This window comes from Austwickia chelonae, from assembly GCF_003391095.1.
GTDB lineage: Bacteria > Actinomycetota > Actinomycetes > Actinomycetales > Dermatophilaceae > Austwickia > Austwickia chelonae_A.
Genome location: NZ_CP031447.1, coordinates 2,300,562 through 2,320,260, shown reverse-complemented (window position 1 = coordinate 2,320,260; position 19,699 = coordinate 2,300,562). Strand labels below are relative to the sequence as shown.

Sequence of the window (19,699 nt, the reverse complement as noted above, 5' to 3'; positions counted from 1 at the left end):
CCAGGGCACGCCGTTCTGACAACCGGGAACGGCAGCCATCTCGCGTTAACCTCGCTGAGAAGGGGAGGGCCGATGACATGACCGTCGGAACACAGAAGTCGCCGGAGACGGGGTCGTCAACGGTGCGACCGGGTGTGGTGGTCTGGCGATCGCACTGGCTGGCCCCTTCCGAGACCTTCATCGCCGATCATCTGACATCTTTGCAGCGGTACAAGCCCATTCCGTTGGGGCTCTACCGTGACGACGAGAGACTCGGCGTCCGCCCACAGGTCGCGCCTTTTCCGCACGGTGTCGCCGGGTTGTGGGCACTGAGATTCGCCGCTCGCCTGGGATACCGAGGAATCTACGATCACGCCATTGCACGAGGCCACGGACGTGTCATCCACGCCCATTTCGGGATGGACGCCGTTCAGGTGCTCCCTCTCGCCCGACGGCTGGGGCTGCCCCTCGTCGTGACCTTCCACGGCTGGGATGTCGTGCACCTCCCTTACTACGACCAGGCCAGCCCGTGGTACCGACGTCGGCTCCCCGAACTTTTCGAGTACGCCTCTGCGCTGCTGCCCGTCTCGGAATATCTGCGCGGACGACTCGTCGACCTCGGCGCGCCTCCGGAGAAAACCCATGTGCATTACCTGGGAATATCCGTTCCCGACGATCTCCCGCCACCGGACTCACCTCGGAGCGACGTCGTCTTCGTCGGTCGGCTGGTGCCACGTAAAGGTGCTGTCGACCTGATCTCCGCAGTAGAAGCGCTACCGCCGCATATCCGCAGGTCGCATGAGGTACGGATCCTCGGAGAAGGCCCGCAGCGCGCTGAACTCGAAGAACGCGCAGCCCGGATCACCGACACCAGATTTCATTTCGAAGGGCGGGTCACTCCCCAACGGGTCGCCGAAGCGCTTTCACATGCACGTCTCTTCGTCGGACCTTCCATCCTGGACGCGGACGGTGCCGGGGAAGCCTTCGGACTGACCTTCCTCGAGGCAGCCAGAGCAGGTACCCCCCAGGTCGGTTACGCCGCTGCTGGGATGTTGGAATCGGTGGCCGACGGCATCAGCGGGCTCCTGGTCACCCCTGGTGATCAGTCGGCGCTGAGCGAGGCGATGGCCCGGGTGCTCGCCGACCCCGAACTGGCCATCCGGCTCGGACAGCAAGGCCAGGAACGGATCCGGCGGGAGTTCGACCTCCGTGAACGTGCCGCCTTGCTCGAAAGCCGTTACGACGAGCTGTCGGGCGGACAGGCGTCCGAGCGCGGCCACGTCTAGGCTTTGCCTGGCGTTCGACCGGTCCGTACTGTCCCCGGAGGCATCCCGATGAACCTTGGCTCTCTCGCGACGGCACTGTCGGCCGACGGCGCCGCACGACGTGCTCTCGACCACGCCCGGGCGGGTGAGAACCTGGTCGACGTCGCTGTCGCCGGAGGAGCCAGACCCGCTCTGGTAGCTGCGCTGGCCGAGCACCAGTCCGATAAGGCGCCGATCCTCCTGGTCGCCGCGACCGGCCGTGAAGCCGAAGACCTGACTACGGCGCTGCGCTCCTTCCTGCCGGTCGACAGCATCGCTCACATCCCCAGCTGGGAGACACTCCCGCACGAGCGCCTGAGCCCACGAAGCGACACCGTAGGCCGCCGTCTCGCTGTGCTGCGGCGGTTGAAACACCCGGACCCTTCGGATCCGCTCTACGGCCCGATCCGAGTGCTCGTGTCACCGGTACGAGCACTCCTGCAGCCCCTCGCCACCGGGCTGGCCGACCTGGAACCGGTCGCCTTGCACACCGGTGACGACAGGCCGCTGTCCGATGTGGTCGAAGCACTGGCCGGGGCGGCGTACATCCGCACCGACCTGGTGGAAAGGCGAGGAGAATTCGCGGTGCGAGGAGGGATTCTCGACGTCTTTCCGCCGACCGAGGACCACCCCCTACGGGTCGAATTCTTCGGCGACGAGGTCGAGGAGATCCGCTCTTTCAAAGTCGCGGACCAACGTTCGCTGGAGATCGCTCCGCACGGGCTCTGGGCACCACCATGCCGAGAGATCCTGCTCACCGACGCAGTACGCGCCAGAGCGGAAGAACTGATACCTCAGCTGCCCGGGGTCGCCGACATGCTGGGCAAGATCTCCGCAGGCGTCGCCGTCGAGGGGATGGAGTCGCTCGGCCCGGTGCTGGTCGATGGCATGGAATCCCTCCTGGACCTGCTCCCCGACGGGACGAAGGTCGTCCTCTCCGACCCGGAGAAAGTCAGCGCGCGTGCACACGACCTGGTAGCCACGAGCGAAGAATTCCTGGAGGCCAGTTGGTCGGGGGCCGCCGCCGGGGCCGCCGTCCCGGTCGATCTGGCCTCGGTACTGGGGGAAGGATCCTTCTGGACGCTGGCCCGTGCTCGGGAACATGCCCTGGAACGTGGACTGGCCTGGTGGACCTTCACCTCTTTCGCTTCCGACGAGGAACTGACCGAGGACATCGGGGCAGACGACGCCGTCGTGGTCAACCTGGTCAGCCACGACGCCGCTTCCTACCGAGGCGACCCCGAAGCCATCCGAGCAGACCTGAAACGGTGGACTCTGCAGGAACAGCAGCGGGTCGTCGTGGTCACCGAAGGGCCAGGTCTGGGTAAACGTTTGGCCGAGATCCTGGCCGAAGACGCGATCCCGACCCTGACCTGCGACAGTGGCAAATACTCGGATCCGGTACCGGGCACCGTGCTCTTCATGCAAGGCTGCCTGACCCGAGGATTCGTGGTCCCCGGCGCAGATCTGGTCGTCGTCACCGAGACGGACCTGATCGGGCAGACTTCTTCCAGCGGCGGCGGCTCCACCCGGGACATGCGCAAGATGCCCTCCCGGCGGCGTAACCAGGTCGACCCTCTTCAACTCAGACCGGGTGACTTCGTGGTCCACGAACAGCATGGGGTGGGTCGCTTCGTGGAGATGACCCAACGCACCGTGCAAGGCGCCACCCGCGAATACCTGGTGTTGGAATATGCCTCCTCGAAACGTGGGCAGCCCGGCGACCGTCTCTTCGTCCCCACTGACCAGCTCGACCAGGTCACCCGATACGTCGGAGGCGAAGCGCCGAGTCTGAACAAACTGGGGGGCTCTGACTGGGCCAAGACGAAGTCCCGAGCGAAGAAACACGTCAAGGAGATCGCCGGCGAACTGATTCGTCTCTACTCAGCGCGGATGGCGACCCGCGGACATGCCTTCGCCCCTGACACCCCCTGGCAGCGGGAACTCGAGGAGGCCTTCGCCTACATCGAGACCCCCGACCAGCTGTCCTCGATCGACGAGGTCAAGGCAGACATGGAGAAAGAGGTCCCCATGGACCGTCTGATCTGTGGCGACGTCGGATACGGCAAGACGGAGATCGCGGTACGCGCTGCTTTCAAGGCGATCCAGGACGGAAAACAGGTCGCTGTTCTCGTCCCGACGACGCTGCTGGTCCAACAACATCTGGTGACTTTCTCCGAGCGGTACGCCCAGTTCCCGGTGCGGGTCAAGGCCATGTCCCGGTTCCAGACGGAATCGGAAATCACCGCAGTGATGGACGGATTGCAGGACGGCTCGGTCGACCTGGTCATCGGAACACACCGTCTCCTGTCCTCCCAGATCCGTTTCAAGAACCTGGGGCTCGTCGTCATCGACGAGGAGCAGCGCTTCGGGGTCGAACACAAGGAACAGCTCAAAGCGCTACGGACCGATGTCGACGTACTGGCCATGAGTGCCACTCCGATCCCACGCACTCTGGAGATGGCGGTGACCGGCATCCGGGAGATGTCGACCCTGACCACCCCTCCCGAGGAGAGACACCCGGTGCTGACCTTCGTCGGCGCCTACGACGAAAAACAGGTCACTGCCGCGATCCGCCGCGAACTCCTCCGCGAAGGACAAGTCTTCTTCGTGCACAACCGGGTCCAGTCGATCGAGAAAACGGCAGCCCGGCTACGAGAACTCGTTCCGGAAGCCCGGATCGGAACCGCACACGGCAAGATGAGCGAAGCCAAACTGGAACAGGTCGTCGTCGACTTCTGGGAACGTCGCTTCGACGTCCTGGTCTGTACGACCATCGTCGAGACGGGCTTGGACGTCTCCAACGCCAACACCCTCGTCGTGGACCGGGCCGACGTCCTCGGTCTCTCCCAGCTCCACCAGTTGCGTGGACGAGTCGGCCGAGGCCGAGAACGGGCCTACTCCTACTTCCTGTACCCGGCAGGACAAACCCTCACCGAGACCGCGCACGACCGGTTGGCCACCATCGCCAGCCACACGGACCTGGGTGCCGGGATGGCCGTGGCGATGAAGGACCTTGAGATCCGCGGAGCAGGGAACCTCCTCGGTGGAGAGCAGTCGGGACATATCGCCGGCGTCGGCTTCGACCTCTATGTTCGACTGGTCGGCGAGGCCGTCGCCGATTTCCGGGATCCCGACCGGGTCGAGCAGCCACCGGAGATCAAGATCGAGCTGCCGGTCGACGCGCACCTGCCTCACGAATACGTCCCCGGGGAACGGCTACGTCTCGAGGCATACCGGAAGCTGGCCCAGGTATCCGACGAAACCGAGCTCGGCGAGATCGTGGCCGAACTCGTCGACCGTTACGGGCCACTCCCCACACCCGCGGAGAACCTCGTGGAAGTAGCCCGACTGCGCACGGTCGCCCGTGCCGCAGGGGTCGCCGACATCGGGGTCCAAGGCCGACAGATCCGCTTCGGCCCGGTAGACCTGCCGGACAGCCGACTCATGCGACTGCAACGCCTGTACAAGGGAACCGTCGTCAAAGCGGCTTTGTGTACCATCCTGGTCCCGGCCCCCGCCAGCGCGCCGGTCGGTGGACGCCCGCTGCGCGACAAAGCCGTCCTCGACTGGGCTGCACAACTCATCCGGACTGTCCTGCTGGAGGATCTGACCCGCACCGGAAGCCTGACCGGCAAGGCCCGGTGAGCAGGACGTCGTGGAATCAGCCGGTTTGAGACGTCGCGTCCGGGGTAGGGCCGAGCCATGGTGAGACTTCCTTCGCTCAGTGCTGTACTGGCTCGGCCAGGGCCGCTGTCGGCTGCCCCGGTCGCTGTGGTCGCCGGAGCCTCACGCGGGTTGGGACTTCTCATCTGCCGAGAACTGGCTGTTCGAGGTTGCCGTGTCGTCGGGCTGTCCCGGTCGGAGGAGTCCTTGGCCCAAGCCCGTCACCGGATGGCGGAATGGGGCCACGAACTGCACACCTACCGCGCCGATGTCACCGACGCCGAGGGGCTGAACGCGGTGGTGGCTCGCGTCGGTGCAGAGATCGGCGACATCGAGGTCGCCATCCATGTCGCCGGTGTGATCCAGGTCGGACCCGCCGAGTCGATGACGCGGGAGCACTACGCCACCTGCATCGACATCATGCTGTGGGGGCCGATCAACCTGGCGCTCGCGGTGTTGCCGGGGATGCGGGCTCGTCGGCGAGGGCGGATCGGGGTGGTCACCTCCATCGGAGGGAAGATCTCCGTCCCGCATTTGTTGCCTTATTCCACGGCGAAGTTCGGGGCTCTGGGTTTCACCGAGGGGTTACGCGCCGACCTGAGTGGTTCGGGAGTTACTGCCACGACGATCGTCCCGGGCTTGATGCGTACCGGGTCCCATCTCGCGGCCCAGTTCACCGGGGATCAGGCCAAGGAGTACGCCTGGTTCGCTCCGGGGGCGTGCTTGCCGTTGATCGCGATGGATGCGGAGCGCGCGGCTTCCAAGATCGCCGATGGCGTCTTGACTGGCCGCGGCATGGTGGTGCTCTCGCCGCTGGCGCAGGTCGCGGTGCGGGTCGCAGGGGCTCTGCCGTCGATGACAGGGACGGTTCTTGGGCTGGGTGGGCGACTGTTGCCTGGTCCTCCGGCCGGTGATCCGACGGCCTCGGGGACGGTCGACGGCCGGACAGCTCGGGCTATGGCGGACGCGCCCTGGCTGGAGCGCTTGACCGGGGCAGGGGACAAGGCTGCTTCTCGATTCGGTGAGCAGAAGTCTTCGTCGGTGGGCTGAGGCGGGGGAGCGGGAGGACGAGGGCGCGGAGGACACCCGCTGTCTGTCCAGCACACGGTAGGCTCGATATGGAATGCCCCGTCGCCCGTGCCCGCTCGGATCGTGAAGGTCCGGGGTCTCGTTCGGGGTGAGGTCGGCCGGAAGCGACCTGGTGGCCGATGTCCGTGGTTTGGCTGGAAAGGATCCACAGTGAAGTCTCGACTCGCCCGTGTGGGGGTCGCAACGGTTGCCGCCGTTGCCATGTCTGCAGGTCTGGCCGGATGCGGGAACATGGACCCGTCCGCAGCGGCCATCATCGATGGTCATGTCATCAAGGAGGCGGATCTCGACGCCTTCGTCAAGGATGTCGCTCGGGTTCCAGGCGGCACGGCTCCGATGGCTGCGGAGGCTCTGTCGAACCTGGTCATCGCCAAAGCAGTCTTGGTCCATGCCGAGGAACTCAAGATTCCGCAGATCTCGGCGGACACCGTGCGTGAGCGGTTGAGCGCTCCGAACGAGAGCGGGCAGAAGATCGAGGGATGGCATGACTCGACGATCGATGCGATCCGGGGCATCCAGATGGCGAATGCGTTGAAGCAGAGCCCTGTTCAGGCTCAGCTGGTCCAGCGCATCCAGAAGGCGGAGATCACGGTCAACCCGAAGTACGGGAAGTACGACCGTAATAGCCTCTCGACAGTGCCATCTGCTCCGAACTGGATGAAGACCCCGGACCCCGGGCAGCTTCCGCCCGGGCATCCCACCATGCCGCCCGGACACCCCGATGGCGGTCAGCAGCCGCCTCAGCAGGAGGCTCCGCAGAAACCCCCGGAGACCTTGCCTGGCGCGCCGGCGCCGCAGGGGGATGCTCCGGAGAACCAGCCTCCTGCCGATAACAAGTCGGAATGATCTCTGAGCTCCCGCGGCCTGACCTGTCCGGGGTACGTGAGCTGGTCGAGGTGATGGACCGGCTGCGTTCCCCGGGCGGGTGTCCGTGGGACGCACAGCAGACCCATCGATCACTGGCTCCGTATGCCGTGGAGGAGGCCTACGAACTCTCCGAGGCGGTGCTGAGCTCGGACCGTGGCCATCTGAGGGAAGAGCTCGGCGATCTTCTTCTTCAAGTGGTTTTCCATGCTCGTGTGGCTCAGGAGGACGGCGGAGATCCGTTCGATGTCGACGACATTGCGCGGAGCATCGTGAGCAAGCTGCGCCGACGGCATCCACATGTCTTCGCTGACGGGGATGCCAGGACTCCGGACCAGGTGGAAACTCGATGGGACCAGCTGAAGTCCGAGGAGAAGCCGGAACGCAGAGGTGTCCTGGACGGCATCCCGGCAGGAATGCCGGGGATCGAGCGAGCGATGAAGGTCGTGGCGCGACTCGACCGGGCCGGCCAGTTGGAACATGCCCGGGAGCTGGCGCGAGGAAATGGGACCGGGGCTCGGATTCTTCAACTGGTCCTGGAGGCCAGGCAGCTGGGGGAAGACCCTTCGGAAGCGCTCAGAGAGACCTTGCGTGAGCTGGAGATCTCTGCCGGAATGGCAGACCAGGCGCCAGAGCGAGCCTGAGACTCTGCCGTTCAAGTGGTTGTCGGTCGGTCCTGATCCGGTGGGCTAAGGGGCCTGGCGTGCTTCGAGATGTGACGGAGCGTCCGGTGCCTGGGCCGATATGACCGCTGAGCGCGCCCGGCGCGCCGTTCACCCACCGGTGCCGGTAGGCTCGGACCGGTAGTGATTTGGTCCGTCGCAAGGAGATGTCCGTGGCAAGCATTGAGGCAATTGGCGCCCGCGAGATCCTGGACTCGCGTGGCAACCCGACCGTCGAGGTCGAGGTCGTGCTCGAGGACGGGACGATGGCCCGGGCGGCCGTCCCCAGCGGTGCCTCCACCGGGGCGTTCGAAGCAGTTGAGCTGCGCGACGGGGACAAGGGACGCTATCTCGGCAAGGGCGTCGAGAAGGCCGTCGAGCACGTCATCGAGGACCTGCAGCCCCGTCTGCTCGGCTATGACGCCGCAGACCAGCGTTTGATCGACAGCGAGATGCTGGCGGTTGATGGAACCGACAACAAGGGATCCATGGGGGCGAACGCCATCCTGGGCGTCTCGCTGGCCGTGGCCCGGGCGGCTGCCGACTCGGCAGGCCTCCCGCTGTACCGCTACGTGGGCGGTCCGAACGCCCACGTCCTGCCGGTACCGATGATGAACATCCTCAACGGTGGCTCCCATGCCGACTCGAATGTCGACATCCAGGAGTTCATGATCGCGCCGATCGGTGCAGCCTCCTTCAAGGAAGCGCTCCGGATGGGTGCTGAGGTCTACCACGCGCTGAAGAAGGTTTTGCACGACAAGGGCCTGGCCACCGGCCTGGGCGACGAAGGTGGCTTCGCTCCCAACCTGGAGAGCAACCGGGCTGCGCTCGACCTGATCGGTGAAGCTGTCAAGGCTGCCGGGTACGAGTTCGGCAAGGACATCGCGGTGGCCTTGGACGTCGCAGCGTCCGAGTTCTACAAGGACGGTGGGTACGCCTTCGAGGGTGGCACCAAGACCGCTGCCGAGATGATCGACTACTACGCCGAGCTGGTCGAGGCCTACCCGCTGGTCTCCATCGAGGACCCGCTGAACGAGGACGACTGGGACGGCTGGAAAGCCATCACCGAGCGTCTGGGCAGCAAGGTTCAGCTCGTCGGGGACGACCTGTTCGTCACCAACCCGAAGCGCCTCGCTCGCGGTATCGAGTCCGACACGGCGAACGCCCTCCTGGTCAAGGTGAACCAGATCGGCTCGCTCACCGAGACGCTGGACGCTGTGACGATGGCGCAGGTCGCCGGGTACAAGTGCATGATGAGCCACCGTTCCGGAGAAACAGAGGACACCACCATCGCCGACCTGGCCGTCGCGACGAACTGCGGCCAGATCAAGACCGGTGCTCCGGCGCGTTCCGAGCGCGTGGCGAAGTACAACCAGCTGCTGCGTATCGAAGAGGACCTGGACGACGCCGCGGTGTACGCGGGCGCTTCGGCTTTCCCGCGCTTTAAGGGCGCGCAGGGCTGACCCAGGTGGCTGCAGCCAATAGTCGCCCCGGGGGCGCGTCGGGTAAGTCCCGGCGTGCCCCCGGGGCGCGCCCTTCTCCGCCGCGTCGTTCCTCCCCGAGCAGGGGGGAAGGGACCACTCGTCCGGCTAAGGTCGAACGGCCTCGGGTGAAGGCGCCTCCTGTGGAGGGCCAGGCCCGCACGAATACGCCTGAAGCGTTGATCAAGGTGACCGGGCCCACTCGTAGGTTGGCCGTGCTCGGCGCCGTGCTGCTTTTTCTGGCGCTCATGCTTATGCCGACCTTGCGTGCTTGGTACGAACAGCGGCATGAGCTGGACGCGATGCGTGCCAAGGTCGCGTCCCAGGAGCAGACGGTCCGTGAGCTCACCGAGGAGAAGGGTCGCTGGGAGGACCCGGCCTATGTCGAACAGCAGGCGCGCAAGCGGCTGAAACTCGTCAAGCCTGGTGAGGTCGCTTACACGGTGATCGGAGCGGACGGCGTTGACGAGGCACGTCAGGGAGAGATCCGTGGTTCTTTGGTGGCTCCGGCGCAGGACGAGCAGATGTCGTGGTTCGCGAAGATCTGGGCGTCCGTGGAGCTCACCGACGGCATCCGCGGCGGGCGGACTCGCCTGGAGGGTGGACAGCCACCGACGCCGACCCTGAACCCGAGTACGACGCCGATGGCACCGGCCTCACCGAAGCAGTCCGTACCTGGCGCAGGAGGGGAAGAGTCTCGCCGTCAGGCAACGCCTTCTGGTGCCTCAAGAACACCGGCGCCGGCATCGACCACGAGCGGGCAGCCCGCCGCCGGTGAGGGACGCTGACCCGGCCGACCGGTCCGATGAGAACGAGCAGAGAGAGAAATGCGAAGATGAGCGCTGCCCTGTATGAGCCGGCTTCGGAGAAGGACCTGAAGGTTGCGGCGGAGCAGTTGGGGCGAGAGGTGCGTGGGGTCGTCGGCGTCGCTCATCGCTGTGTCTGTGGCCGCCCGAACGTTCTGGTGACATCTCCTCGATTGCCGGACGGGACACCGTTTCCGACGATCTTCTATGTCACCTGTCCTCGGCTGACCGGCGCGATCTCTACTTTGGAGACGACCGGGTTGATGAAGGAGATGACCGAGCGGCTCGCTCAGGACGAAGAGCTGGCGGCTCGCTACATCGCCGCTCATGAGGACTATCTGGCTCGTCGTCGCAGCCTTGGTGAAGTGCCGGAGATCGAAGGCGTGTCGGCTGGAGGCATGCCGACCCGAGTGAAATGCCTGCACGTTCTGGTAGGGCATGCTCTGGCGGTCGGCCCGGGGATCAACCCTTTCGGGGACGAGGCATTGGAGCTGCTGCACTCTTGGCAGGAAGAATGTCATTGCCCCGCTGACGAGGCCGTCTCCGAGGAATCTGCGTGACCCGGTTCGCCGCGATCGATTGTGGCACGAACTCCCTACGGCTCTTGGTGGCGGACAGCTCCGGCTGCGGGTCGTCGGGTCCTCCGGTAGTCCATGAGCTGCTGCGACGTGCGGAGGTCGTGCGGCTGGGGGAGGGCGTGGACTCGAGTTTCTCCTTGACCCCACAAGCGATGATGCGGGCATGGGAGGTGACCGAGGAGTATGCACGGGTGTGCTCTGCGATGGGGGTTGAGAGGCTTCATTTCGTGGCCACTTCGGCGGCCCGGGGTGCGAGTAACACCGAGGATTTCCTCCAGGGCGTGGCTGATCGTCTTCGTGCGTGGCAGGTCGCCCCGGAGGTGGTCAATGGCCAGACTGAAGCTGCATTGACCTTCCGGGGCGCGACCTCAGCTGTCGCGGCGGCGGGTTTCCCCGGGGACTACCTGGTCGTTGATCTGGGGGGAGGGTCTACAGAGTTTGTCCGAGGGCTGACCGGGGTCCGTAAGGCTTTGTCGGCCGATATCGGCTGCGTTCGGTTGGCTGAGCGTTATCTGCAGGAAGATTCTCCGGGTCTGGCTGCGGTCAAAGCCATTCGGGGAGAGACCCAGGTCGTCTTGGACAGGGTGGAGTCCTTGGTGGGATTCGCCGGAGTGCACACCTTGGTGGGGGCGGCGGGTTCGGTGACGACGATCGCGGCGCATGCTCTGGGAGTCGCCGAAGCCGACATGAACCAGGTCCATCTGTCGCGGATGTCGGTGGATGACGTCCTGGCTGCCTGCGCGGAGCTGGCTTCGATGAGTAGGGAGCAGAGGGCTGCGCTGCCGTACATGCATCCGGGGAGGGTGGATGTGATCGTCTCCGGCGCTCTTGTGTGGGCGGGGATCGTCGAACGGGTCGGTGCTGTGGCGGGTCTGGACTCGGTCGTCACGAGCGTGCATGACATCCTCGACGGGGTGATCCACACCCTGATGGGCGAGGGTCAACAGCGGTGACCTCATACTTTTCGGCTGATCGGTGAGTCTGTCGAAGAATTCAGCCGGGGTGGCCGTCGTATCCGCTGGGCGACTGGCTAAGCTGGTTGGCGCCCTCGTAGCCCAATTGGCAGAGGCAGGCCACTTAAAATGGCCCGAGTGCGGGTTCGAGTCCCGTCGAGGGCACTTATTCTTTACGCTTTCCAGCTGAAGGACAGAGCCCTGGCGATCTCGCCTTCAGTGATCGAACTGTGACCTTTTTCGTGATTCCCAGAGGGAACGTTCTGCCTTTCTGTGACGTTAGTCCCGTCTGAGGAGCGCGAAACGCGCGCAACGACTCGGAGGATTCCTTCCCCATGAGCAACCCTGTCTTCAACCAAGTGAAAAAGCAGGTCGAGGAAAAACGCTACGCCGGTTTCGGGTCTGGGCAGTCCTCCTACGGCCAGCCTGCGCAGGGGTACGGGACCCCTAGCGCAGATCAGCTCAACGAGATGTACCAGCAGGCGCCCGCCGGCCCCGTGCAGACCGGACGGGTCACCGTCGACGACGTGATCATGAAGGCGCTCTGCCTCTTCGGCTTGGTGGTCGTGGGCTCCGTGGTCTCTTGGCTCACCATGACGGTCAACCCTGCTGTCGGCGGGCTGATGTGGATGGTCGGCATGTTCGGCACGCTGGCCATCGGTCTGGCGCTCTTCTTCATGAAGAGTGTCAATGTGCCGCTCATCGTCACCTATGCCGCACTGCAAGGTCTGTTCGTTGGCGCGGTCAGCCGGGTGTTCGAACGGATGTACCCCGGCGTCGTGTCCACCGCTATTCTCGCGACCCTGTGTGTTTTCGGTGCGATGTTCATCGGTTGGAAGGCCGGCTACATCAAGGTCACGGCCCGTTCCCGCCGTATCGTGGGCATGGTTCTTGTCGGTTACATGCTCTTCAGCTTCGTCAGCCTCCTTGTCGCCATGATCGGTGGTAAGAGCTGGGGCCTCTTCCCCTTCGGGTCTCCTCTCGGGATCGGTATCTCCCTGCTGGTCGTCGGCCTGGCCGCGTACACCCTGGCGATCGACTTCGAGTCGATCCAGGAAGCGGTCGATGCGGGTATGCCTGAGAAGTACTCCTGGTTGCTCGCCCACGGCCTGATGGTCACCGTCATCTGGCTGTACATGGAGATCCTGCGCCTGATCGCCCAGTTCAGGGATTGATCTTCAGCCTCATCCTTCGGATGCTGTGCTTGTGACAGCACACCCGATGGATGAAGCGACCAGGACCGAACTCGAGCGCCTGGGGAGTTGGTGGCGGACGCTGCCTCTACCCCAGGCGCTCGTTCATGTTCCGGCACTGCGGGCCTACGCCCAGAGTTGCGCGGATGAGTGTGCACAGCTCCTGGGCCGGGCACAGCAAACGCTTCCTGATCTGGGGCCAGCGACCACCTGGGACCAAGTGACGGTCGTCACCTACGACCTGTCCGATCTGCGTGACTCGACGGACAAGGGGGAACTCGCGGTCAGGCTCGTCCTCCTCCGTAGGCAGGTCACAGGCCAGGAAGGGCAACGGACTTCTTGAAAATCTGGCGCGGTCGGAATCAGGGATGCTTAGCTAGCCCTGGCCGCTCACCGATATTTTCGACCGCTCTCATTTTATGAGACGCCAACGCCAGGTTGTGGGATGCGATGGGCAATATGGCCAATGGCCGGGGCGCTCTGTTCCCGGTTCCGGGACTTCGGTCCATAGGGCTTGGGGAAAGGCATGGACAGCGCTGGTCTGGCGCTGGTGTCCCCCACTGTCGAAGCAGGCTGACAATGAGTACAAAGAAGAAGAACCGTCGGGGGACTCGTCCTGCGGCGAAAACGGAAGGGGCCGGTGCTGGCTCAGCGCCGACCGTGACGACGGAACGAGACGAAGCAGGCGGTCTCCAGCAGGGGCTGACTACACGCCAGATCTCCATGATCGGGCTGTCAGGTGCTCTGGGCACCGGCCTCTTCCTCGGCTCCGGGAAGATGATCCAGTCCGCAGGCCCCGGCATCATCGTTTCCTATACGCTCACCGGTCTCCTCGCGTTGATCGTGATCTGGGCTCTCGCGGAGATGACGACCCAGCACCCGGTAGCCGGTGGTTTCGGTGCTTCCGCGCACGCCTACCTGGGGCCGGTCGGGGGCTTCGTCGCACGGTGGAATGTCGCCGTCACGATGTGTATCGCGGTAGGCGCCGAAGTCACTGCTTCGGCGACATATCTCCAGCGGTGGTTCCCAGACCTTAACGCCGGTATCGGCACAGTGATCTGCAGCGTGGTCCTCGTGGTGATCAACCTTGCCACGGTGAAGCTCTACGGCGCCAGCGAGTACTGGTTCTCCATCCTGAAGGTCGTCACGGTGATCGTCTTCATCGCGCTGGGGACCTTCATGATCTTCGTCGGACTCCCCGGCCGTCCTGCCGCCGGGCTGGACAACCTGACCGCCCACGGGGGCTTCGCGCCACAAGGTATCGGCGGAATCCTGGTTGCAGCGGTGATGGCAATTTTCAGCTTCGGTGGGGCTGAGAACGTGTCGGTGACGGCGGCGGAGTCCAAGGACCCGGTGCATGACATCCCGCACGCGGCCAAGGCCATGATCTTCCGTCTGATCATCTTCTACGTCGGCGCGATCGCGGTCGTCGTGGCACTCGAGCCGTGGACGGTCGCCGCTGAGGGCAGCGGCGTGCAGTCCAGCCCCTTCGTGAAGGTGCTGTCGGCAGCAGCGATTCCCGGTGCAGCCGACTTCATGAACCTGGTGCTCATCATCGCAGCGCTCTCAGCAGGAAATGGCTGTCTCTATGCCAGCTCACGCATGTTGCACAGCCTGGGCACCGATGGGATGGCGCCACGATCCTTCGGCACGACCACCAAGGACGGCTCGCCTCGGGTTGCGGTGGCGGCAGCCTCCGTCGGCATGATCGTCGCTTCGGTGCTTGCCCTGTGGCGCCCCGACGACGCCTTCACGCTGCTCTTCGGTGTGTTGATCTTCGGTTTGTGGGCAACCTGGCTGTTGACGGTCGTCACCTATCTGGCGTTCAAGAAGACCCGAGCGCGGTTCGGGCTTCCTGACTCGCCGGTACAGCTCATCGGGGGTACCCGGATGGCAGTGGTGGGGCTGATTGCTCTGCTTGCGGTCGGAGCAGCTCTGCCCTTCGTGTCCGACCTGTCGATCGCCTGGAAGATCGGTGGACCTTACCTTCTGGTGCTCCTGCTCGGCTTCTTCTTCGCCGACCAGGCCTCGCGTGGCAAGCCTGAGGACAGTGTTCTGACGCGGGAGATCGCAGCATGTGATCTGCAGGTCACGAAGAAACGTTCCTGAAGGCTCCGCCGGTGAGACGACCGGCACCTTCGATGCGGTGGGTCTGCTCGACAGGCCCGCCGCATCGTCTTGTCCGGCAAAGGGAGTCGGAGTCTCTGGCAGAAATCTCAAGTCCGTGGGAAGCCGTCCGATAGGTCGACGTACTGGAGGAGTCCCTCCACTCCGGTGACAGTGCTATCGGACAGCCAATCAGGACCGATACGGTCCTTCTCACGGATGAGACACGCCCATGTCGTACGGAAGCATGTGGACACCACCTGTCGGGACCCGACTGGTGCCACCGGTCGTGCCGGTCTCGCCGTCACTACGGGTCGGCACCCGCTTGGAGGGTGACGGTCGTGCCCCGGCCGGATCCAGCCTGCCCACGACCACACCCGCGCCTGCTCAGCCAGCACCCCCAGAAGTTCCGCCGCTCTCGCCGACCTTCCTGAGAGCCCAAGCGGTCACCGGGCTGTTGGAGACCCGCCGGGCCGATCTGGTCGGCGCCGACCGGCAACTCGCCGAGCCCGCAGCGGCCGTCCACAAGAGCCTGGCCAATGTCTGGCCGGAGGAGACCCGAGACCGTCCGGACGCTCGCGCCGCTGCCACGATGCGTGGCAACTCGGCTTCAGAGGCGTCCTCATCGGAAGACGAGGAGAAAAAGGCCCGACGTGCCCGCCGGGAAGCGGACCGCAGGGCTGAGCTCATCCAGCAACAGGCTCTCCAGGACGTCTCTCGGACGCTCGAGGACCGAGCAGAAGGAATACGTGACCGCAGAGATCGGAGTCGATCCTCCTCGGTCGACAGGGACCGCCCGGAACAGATCTCGGACGAAGGGCCTGACGCGATCGTCGAGGCCCGTGCACGGGTCGCTTCTGCGGTCGAAGACATCAGACGGCTGCGGGAGGTCGTGGACGGCCTGAACTCCTCTGCCCAGGAAGCATTGTCCCGGTCGGTTGCGGAGATCAACGATCTGTCCGGAGCGATCGCCGCGGCCAATGGCCAGATCGCAGCGGCAGGTCGGAACGGAACAGAGACCACGCCGGAGCTGGTCCGACGCCGTGAACAACTCGTGGTGGCCTTGGCTCGGTTGACCGGGGCTACCGCTCAACCTTCTGCCGGGACAGGCGTGGACGTTCTCGTAGACGGACGCCCTCTGGTGACCGGAACCGAGACCTCTGCGGTGGTCAACACCCGAGGACCCGAAGGAGACCACCGGATCACCCTGCCCGACGGCCGGAATCTGACGATCGCCTCAGGGGTGGTGGCAAGCAGGTTGGGCACCTTGAACCGGATCCTGCCCGGGCTGGCGGCGGGCACCTCCGTCGCCCTGGACCGGCTGGCCGCGCAAGCACTCGACCCCCTGGGCGTTCCGGTGACAGGCGGTCCTCAAGCTTCGGCGCTGTTGACCGGCTCGCTACGGGAGATCTCTCGAGCCGCAGAGAGCAGTGCTGCCTATGCGCAGGTGGCCGCCGGAGTGGAAGACCTGGTTTTCAGGTTGTCGCATGGCGACGTCCCGGCGACTGCGCGAGGCTCCGACCTCGTGCTCGGCGCGCTGACCGAAGCAGACCTGCAGCCTCAACCGTTGATCTCGACGGACTCCGTAGGGCCTCTAAACACGTCGTTGAGCAGCCTGTGGACCGCGACACAGACCCTGAGCGGCCCAGGGGCGACTTCCCCTGCGACGAGCATCCTCAATGGTTCCCCGGGGCTGGTCAGCGTCCATGCCGACCCACTGGCGCCTGCCGGACAGGCCGAGGTCAGGGTCGTCTCGGTGGCCTCCGGAGGTGTCGTGGCCAGCGCGCAGACCTTCCACCCCGACTCGCCTCTGGGTGATGGTCGTGAACGGGTGCTCGGCATCGTGGAACGGGCAGGAACTCCTCAGGAGCACACCACCCTGGTGGACATCGGCAGCTATCCCACGCCTACGGACCTGGTCTCGATGATCAACCAGTCCAGTGCCGGGGTACGGGCGTCTTTGGCGCAGCTCGGCGGCGGGACGGTTCAGGTACGTCTGGAGTCCTTGGCCACCGGCCGAGGAGAGAACATCACGATCACCAACGGCAGCCAGCCGCCTAGCGCCTCCTCCGTCCTGGGCCGAGTGGTCCGGTTGAACGCTGCGCAGGACACCGTGGTCGAGATCCGGGCCGAGGGCAGAGCGGCTGAAGTGCGCCAGACCGCGGGCACCGCCATCGAACAGATGCTTCCTGGGGTTGATCTCGACGTGCACCGGGCAGATCAGACTCGTCCCTTCATCGTGGGAGTCAGAAGGTCTCCGGACGATGTCCTGGACCGGGTCGGCGATCTGGTAGGCCGGGCAGCAAGCACCTTCTCGGCGGCGCATTCTGCGAATGCGCTCGGGACGGCAGGCAATGTTCTCACTGCTCTGGGCTTGGACGACCAGAACGGCATACCTGCGGTGATCGGTGCACTTGCGGCGATATCGGCGCCGTCCGAGGGCGGAGCGTGGCCTGGCCCACGTCCGGCCTTTCCTGGACTCCACCTAGACCGGGACGGCATTCCGGCCTTGAACCGGGCGGAGCTGTCTGCCGCCTACGATCATGACCTGGAAGGGACCCGACAGCAGGTCTCCTTGGCGGTGCGTGCGCTCGGAGCGGTGGCTGCAGACCGGGACACTCCGACCTGGGAGGCCTATGCGGCAGCGCGGGCGGCTCAGGGAGGGACAGGCGTGGGGTTGTACGCGCCCCCGGACACGCACCGTTCCGGTAACGATCATCGACCGACCTTCGACCTGAACAGGCAGGAACGAGCCTTGATCGCGGTCTTGGCCAAGCTTCACGATCAGGGTGAGTGGTTGGGCAGACAGATGACCGACTCCGGACGGTGACCGATGGGGATGTGACATCTCATCTGCTATTGGGCGGGGCCTGCGTCGTCGGGCAGGTCAGCCCGTTGGGGCCATGTTGGCAGTAGCCTCCGGGATTCTTGTGGAGATACTGCTGGTGGTACGACTCAGCGAAGTGGAAAGGTCCTGCGGTTGCTGCATCCTCGCGCCGGTCTCCACCAGAAGGCAGGAGTTCGGTGGTGATGGGACGGCCAACGCCGGCATCGTGGAGGACCGCGGCGAAGGAGGCGCTGGTAGCCCGGGCTGCGGTCTCTTGTTCCGGAGTGGTCCAGTAGACCGCCGAGCGGTATTGCGTACCAACATCATTTCCCTGGCGCATTCCCTGCGTGGGGTCGTGGTTTTCCCAGAAGACCTTGAGCAGCTGCTCGGGAGAGGTCGAGGTGGGGTCGTAGACGACCAGGACGGTCTCGGTGTGCCCGGTTCTTCCGGTGCACACCTCTTCGTAGGTGGGATGCGGGGTGTAACCGCCCATATATCCCGCTGCCGTGCTGATGACTCCTGGCTGGGACCACATGATGCGTTCTGCGCCCCAGAAGCAGCCGAAGGCGAGGTACAAGGTCTCGGAGTCCCGGCCGTCGGGGCATGTCCACGGACCGTGCAGCGACGTCCCGGTCACCGCATGTCGTTCCGGGAGGCCGGGGAGCGGCTCTGCGCGTCCAGCAAGCGCTGTCGTGGGATCCACCATCGTTGTCGCGCGGGCTCCGAACATGCTGTTCAGTCTCACACGCCTTGGTGCAGACACACCAGATCGTCGAGCCGGGAGGGAAACAGCTCTGCGGACATGTCGAGGGGCACCATCCCCTGGCAGGTGGTGCCCCTCGACATGTCCGTTCCAGGGTGCTCGGCCCCGGCGCCGACGGCTCAGCCTTGGTAAGGCTTCGCCTGGAGAATCTTCACGGTGATCTCCTTGCCATTGGGCGCGGTATAGGTCGCGTCGTCGCCGGCTTTCTTGCCCATGATGGCTTCACCGAGGGGGGATTTCTCCGAGTACACATCGATGTCCTCGCCGGAGATCTCACGGCTCCCTAGGAGGAAGCGCATCTCGTCGCCGAACATGTCGATGGTCACGACCATGCCGGGCTCGACGATGCCGTCATCGGGAGGGGTCTCGCCCACGATGGCGTTCTCCAGCAGCTGCGTGAGCTGGCGGATGCGGGCTTCCATCTTGCCCTGCTCCTCCTTGGCGGCGTGGTAGCCGCCGTTCTCCCGCAGGTCGCCCTCTTCCCGAGCTGCTTCGATGCGCTTGGAGATCTCGGTGCGTCCCTCGCCGCTGAGGTGTTCGAGCTCTCCTTTGAGGCGGTCGTAAGCCTCTTGGGTCAGATAGCTCGCCGCCGGCGTCGTAGTGTCGGACACGGTCACACTCCTTGTGCGTCGGTGTTGCGTCCAGGGCTCCGGTTCATACCTCCCGAGCCCGCCGTCCTGTGGCTGACGGGTCACGCCATCGGCGGTGTGCCGGTACGTTCACCTCGTCTGCGACGGGACCGGAGTGCCCCTGACGCGAGGGCACCCGGCGGCTGCCGCCGGGTGCGTGGAAGTCATCAACTATACGCTGGCACGGCGTGTTACGTCAGCTTTTTCCCGCGTCGCTGGCTCTTTACTCCAGGGAACAGCGGCGGTCGGGAGCTCGGGACGGGTCAGGACGTCGGCACTTCCCGGCAGTTACGCAGCCTTCCCCGGAGCGCTTTGGAGGTGGTGGAGACGGTCGTCTCGTAGATGCGTTCCTTCTCCGGCTGCGGCCCGATCTCCACATCCCGGGAACCGACGAGGGAGTAGTCGACTGCTTGGGCCTCCACCAGGCATCGGACGGTCATGTCGGTGGGTTTCGTAATGCTGTAACGAACGATGATGGTGCGCTCGTCCTTGACGTCCCAGTCGACATCTGCCCAGACCGGTTTACCCAGGGTCGCAGCGAGCCCCCACCAGACTGCTCCTACCGTCATGACGAGCAGGCCGAGGGTGGCAACGATCCAGATCTTGGCGCGCCCGGGGGCAGGACGAGGAATCGGCACGGTCCCACCCTATTCCCGAGGAGGGCGAATTCGGCCCGCCTCTCGTCGTGCTTTCGGGAGTCACGGGACGTGACCCGTCGAGGGTGCTGGTTTCACCCCGGAAGTGACTGAGCGCTCGCGCTGTTCCTGATACATACGGGCAGCGGATGGTGGCTGACTGC

The 19,699-nt window shown here is 65.0% G+C and carries 16 protein-coding genes and 1 tRNA gene; 14 read left to right on the top strand and 3 right to left on the bottom strand.

What is annotated here, in order from left to right:
• Positions 1 to 77: 77 nt before the first annotated feature.
• From DX923_RS10250 to DX923_RS10185, 14 genes are all read left to right on the top strand, one after another.
• Entirely contained in the window at positions 78 to 1,265 is a 1,188-nt protein-coding gene (locus DX923_RS10250) for a glycosyltransferase (protein ID WP_116114620.1), read from the top strand.
• 48 nt (positions 1,266 to 1,313) lie between these two features.
• Positions 1,314 to 4,931 (top strand): transcription-repair coupling factor, encoded by a 3,618-nt coding sequence (gene mfd / locus DX923_RS10245; RefSeq protein WP_116114618.1) that lies wholly within the window; start codon positions 1,314 to 1,316, stop codon positions 4,929 to 4,931.
• Positions 4,932 to 4,988: 57 nt separating this feature from the next.
• Positions 4,989 to 5,999, top strand: a complete 1,011-nt coding sequence (locus DX923_RS10240; protein ID WP_116114616.1) for an SDR family NAD(P)-dependent oxidoreductase — start codon at positions 4,989 to 4,991, stop codon at positions 5,997 to 5,999.
• Between the two features lie 189 nt (positions 6,000 to 6,188).
• Positions 6,189 to 6,884 (top strand): hypothetical protein, encoded by a 696-nt coding sequence (locus DX923_RS10235; protein WP_116114614.1) that lies wholly within the window; start codon positions 6,189 to 6,191, stop codon positions 6,882 to 6,884.
• Positions 6,881 to 7,546, top strand: a complete 666-nt coding sequence (locus DX923_RS10230) for a MazG family protein (RefSeq protein WP_116114612.1) — start codon at positions 6,881 to 6,883, stop codon at positions 7,544 to 7,546. The genes DX923_RS10235 and DX923_RS10230 overlap by 4 nt, the downstream gene beginning before the upstream one ends.
• Before the next feature lie 191 nt (positions 7,547 to 7,737).
• Positions 7,738 to 9,027 carry a phosphopyruvate hydratase gene (gene eno / locus DX923_RS10225; protein WP_116116278.1) on the top strand — a complete coding sequence of 430 codons (1,290 nt, stop codon included), beginning with the start codon at positions 7,738 to 7,740 and terminating at the stop codon, positions 9,025 to 9,027.
• A 161-nt stretch (positions 9,028 to 9,188) separates the two neighbouring features.
• On the top strand, positions 9,189 to 9,833 hold the full coding sequence (locus DX923_RS10220) for an FtsB family cell division protein (protein ID WP_116114610.1): 645 nt from the start codon (positions 9,189 to 9,191) through the stop codon (positions 9,831 to 9,833).
• Between the two features lie 47 nt (positions 9,834 to 9,880).
• Positions 9,881 to 10,411 (top strand): DUF501 domain-containing protein, encoded by a 531-nt coding sequence (locus DX923_RS10215; RefSeq protein WP_116114608.1) that lies wholly within the window; start codon positions 9,881 to 9,883, stop codon positions 10,409 to 10,411.
• Complete coding sequence (locus DX923_RS10210) at positions 10,408 to 11,382, top strand: exopolyphosphatase (RefSeq protein WP_116114606.1); 975 nt, start codon at positions 10,408 to 10,410, stop codon at positions 11,380 to 11,382. Before DX923_RS10215 ends, DX923_RS10210 begins: the two co-directional genes overlap by 4 nt.
• A gap of 91 nt (positions 11,383 to 11,473) precedes the next feature.
• Positions 11,474 to 11,547, top strand: a tRNA-Leu gene (locus tag DX923_RS10205).
• Positions 11,548 to 11,717: 170 nt separating this feature from the next.
• Positions 11,718 to 12,557: a Bax inhibitor-1/YccA family protein gene (locus tag DX923_RS10200; RefSeq protein ID WP_116114604.1), complete on the top strand. Its 840-nt coding sequence runs from the start codon at positions 11,718 to 11,720 to the stop codon at positions 12,555 to 12,557.
• A gap of 31 nt (positions 12,558 to 12,588) precedes the next feature.
• Positions 12,589 to 12,918 (top strand): hypothetical protein, encoded by a 330-nt coding sequence (locus DX923_RS10195; RefSeq protein WP_162872898.1) that lies wholly within the window; start codon positions 12,589 to 12,591, stop codon positions 12,916 to 12,918.
• A 236-nt stretch (positions 12,919 to 13,154) separates the two neighbouring features.
• Positions 13,155 to 14,684 carry an amino acid permease gene (locus tag DX923_RS10190; RefSeq protein WP_116114600.1) on the top strand — a complete coding sequence of 510 codons (1,530 nt, stop codon included), beginning with the start codon at positions 13,155 to 13,157 and terminating at the stop codon, positions 14,682 to 14,684.
• 244 nt (positions 14,685 to 14,928) lie between these two features.
• Positions 14,929 to 17,511, top strand: a complete 2,583-nt coding sequence (locus DX923_RS10185) for a FlgK family flagellar hook-associated protein (RefSeq protein ID WP_162872897.1) — start codon at positions 14,929 to 14,931, stop codon at positions 17,509 to 17,511.
• Between the two features lie 19 nt (positions 17,512 to 17,530).
• Here the strand turns inward: DX923_RS10185 and msrA are convergent, their stop codons facing one another.
• The 3 genes from msrA to DX923_RS10170 all read right to left on the bottom strand — a co-directional run bounded on the left by msrA (position 17,531) and on the right by DX923_RS10170 (position 19,538).
• Positions 17,531 to 18,238 carry a peptide-methionine (S)-S-oxide reductase MsrA gene (msrA, locus tag DX923_RS10180; RefSeq protein WP_116116277.1) on the bottom strand — a complete coding sequence of 236 codons (708 nt, stop codon included), beginning with the start codon at positions 18,236 to 18,238 and terminating at the stop codon, positions 17,531 to 17,533.
• Between the two features lie 152 nt (positions 18,239 to 18,390).
• On the bottom strand, positions 18,391 to 18,882 hold the full coding sequence (gene greA / locus DX923_RS10175) for a transcription elongation factor GreA (protein ID WP_006502778.1): 492 nt from the start codon (positions 18,880 to 18,882) through the stop codon (positions 18,391 to 18,393).
• Between the two features lie 281 nt (positions 18,883 to 19,163).
• Positions 19,164 to 19,538, bottom strand: coding sequence for a DUF4307 domain-containing protein (locus tag DX923_RS10170; protein ID WP_116114596.1), 375 nt, complete (start codon positions 19,536 to 19,538; stop codon positions 19,164 to 19,166).
• Positions 19,539 to 19,699: the final 161 nt, after the last annotated feature.

Coding starts and splice junctions, on each gene's coding strand:
- DX923_RS10230 (WP_116114612.1), top strand. CDS start 6,881: ATGATCTCTGAGCTCCCGCGGCCTGACCTGTCCGGGGTACGTGAGCTG.
- msrA (WP_116116277.1), bottom strand. CDS start 18,238: ATGTTCGGAGCCCGCGCGACAACGATGGTGGATCCCACGACAGCGCTT.
- DX923_RS10190 (WP_116114600.1), top strand. CDS start 13,155: ATGAGTACAAAGAAGAAGAACCGTCGGGGGACTCGTCCTGCGGCGAAA.
- DX923_RS10240 (WP_116114616.1), top strand. CDS start 4,989: ATGGTGAGACTTCCTTCGCTCAGTGCTGTACTGGCTCGGCCAGGGCCG.
- DX923_RS10185 (WP_162872897.1), top strand. CDS start 14,929: ATGTGGACACCACCTGTCGGGACCCGACTGGTGCCACCGGTCGTGCCG.
- mfd (WP_116114618.1), top strand. CDS start 1,314: ATGAACCTTGGCTCTCTCGCGACGGCACTGTCGGCCGACGGCGCCGCA.
- DX923_RS10215 (WP_116114608.1), top strand. CDS start 9,881: ATGAGCGCTGCCCTGTATGAGCCGGCTTCGGAGAAGGACCTGAAGGTT.
- DX923_RS10250 (WP_116114620.1), top strand. CDS start 78: ATGACCGTCGGAACACAGAAGTCGCCGGAGACGGGGTCGTCAACGGTG.
- DX923_RS10200 (WP_116114604.1), top strand. CDS start 11,718: ATGAGCAACCCTGTCTTCAACCAAGTGAAAAAGCAGGTCGAGGAAAAA.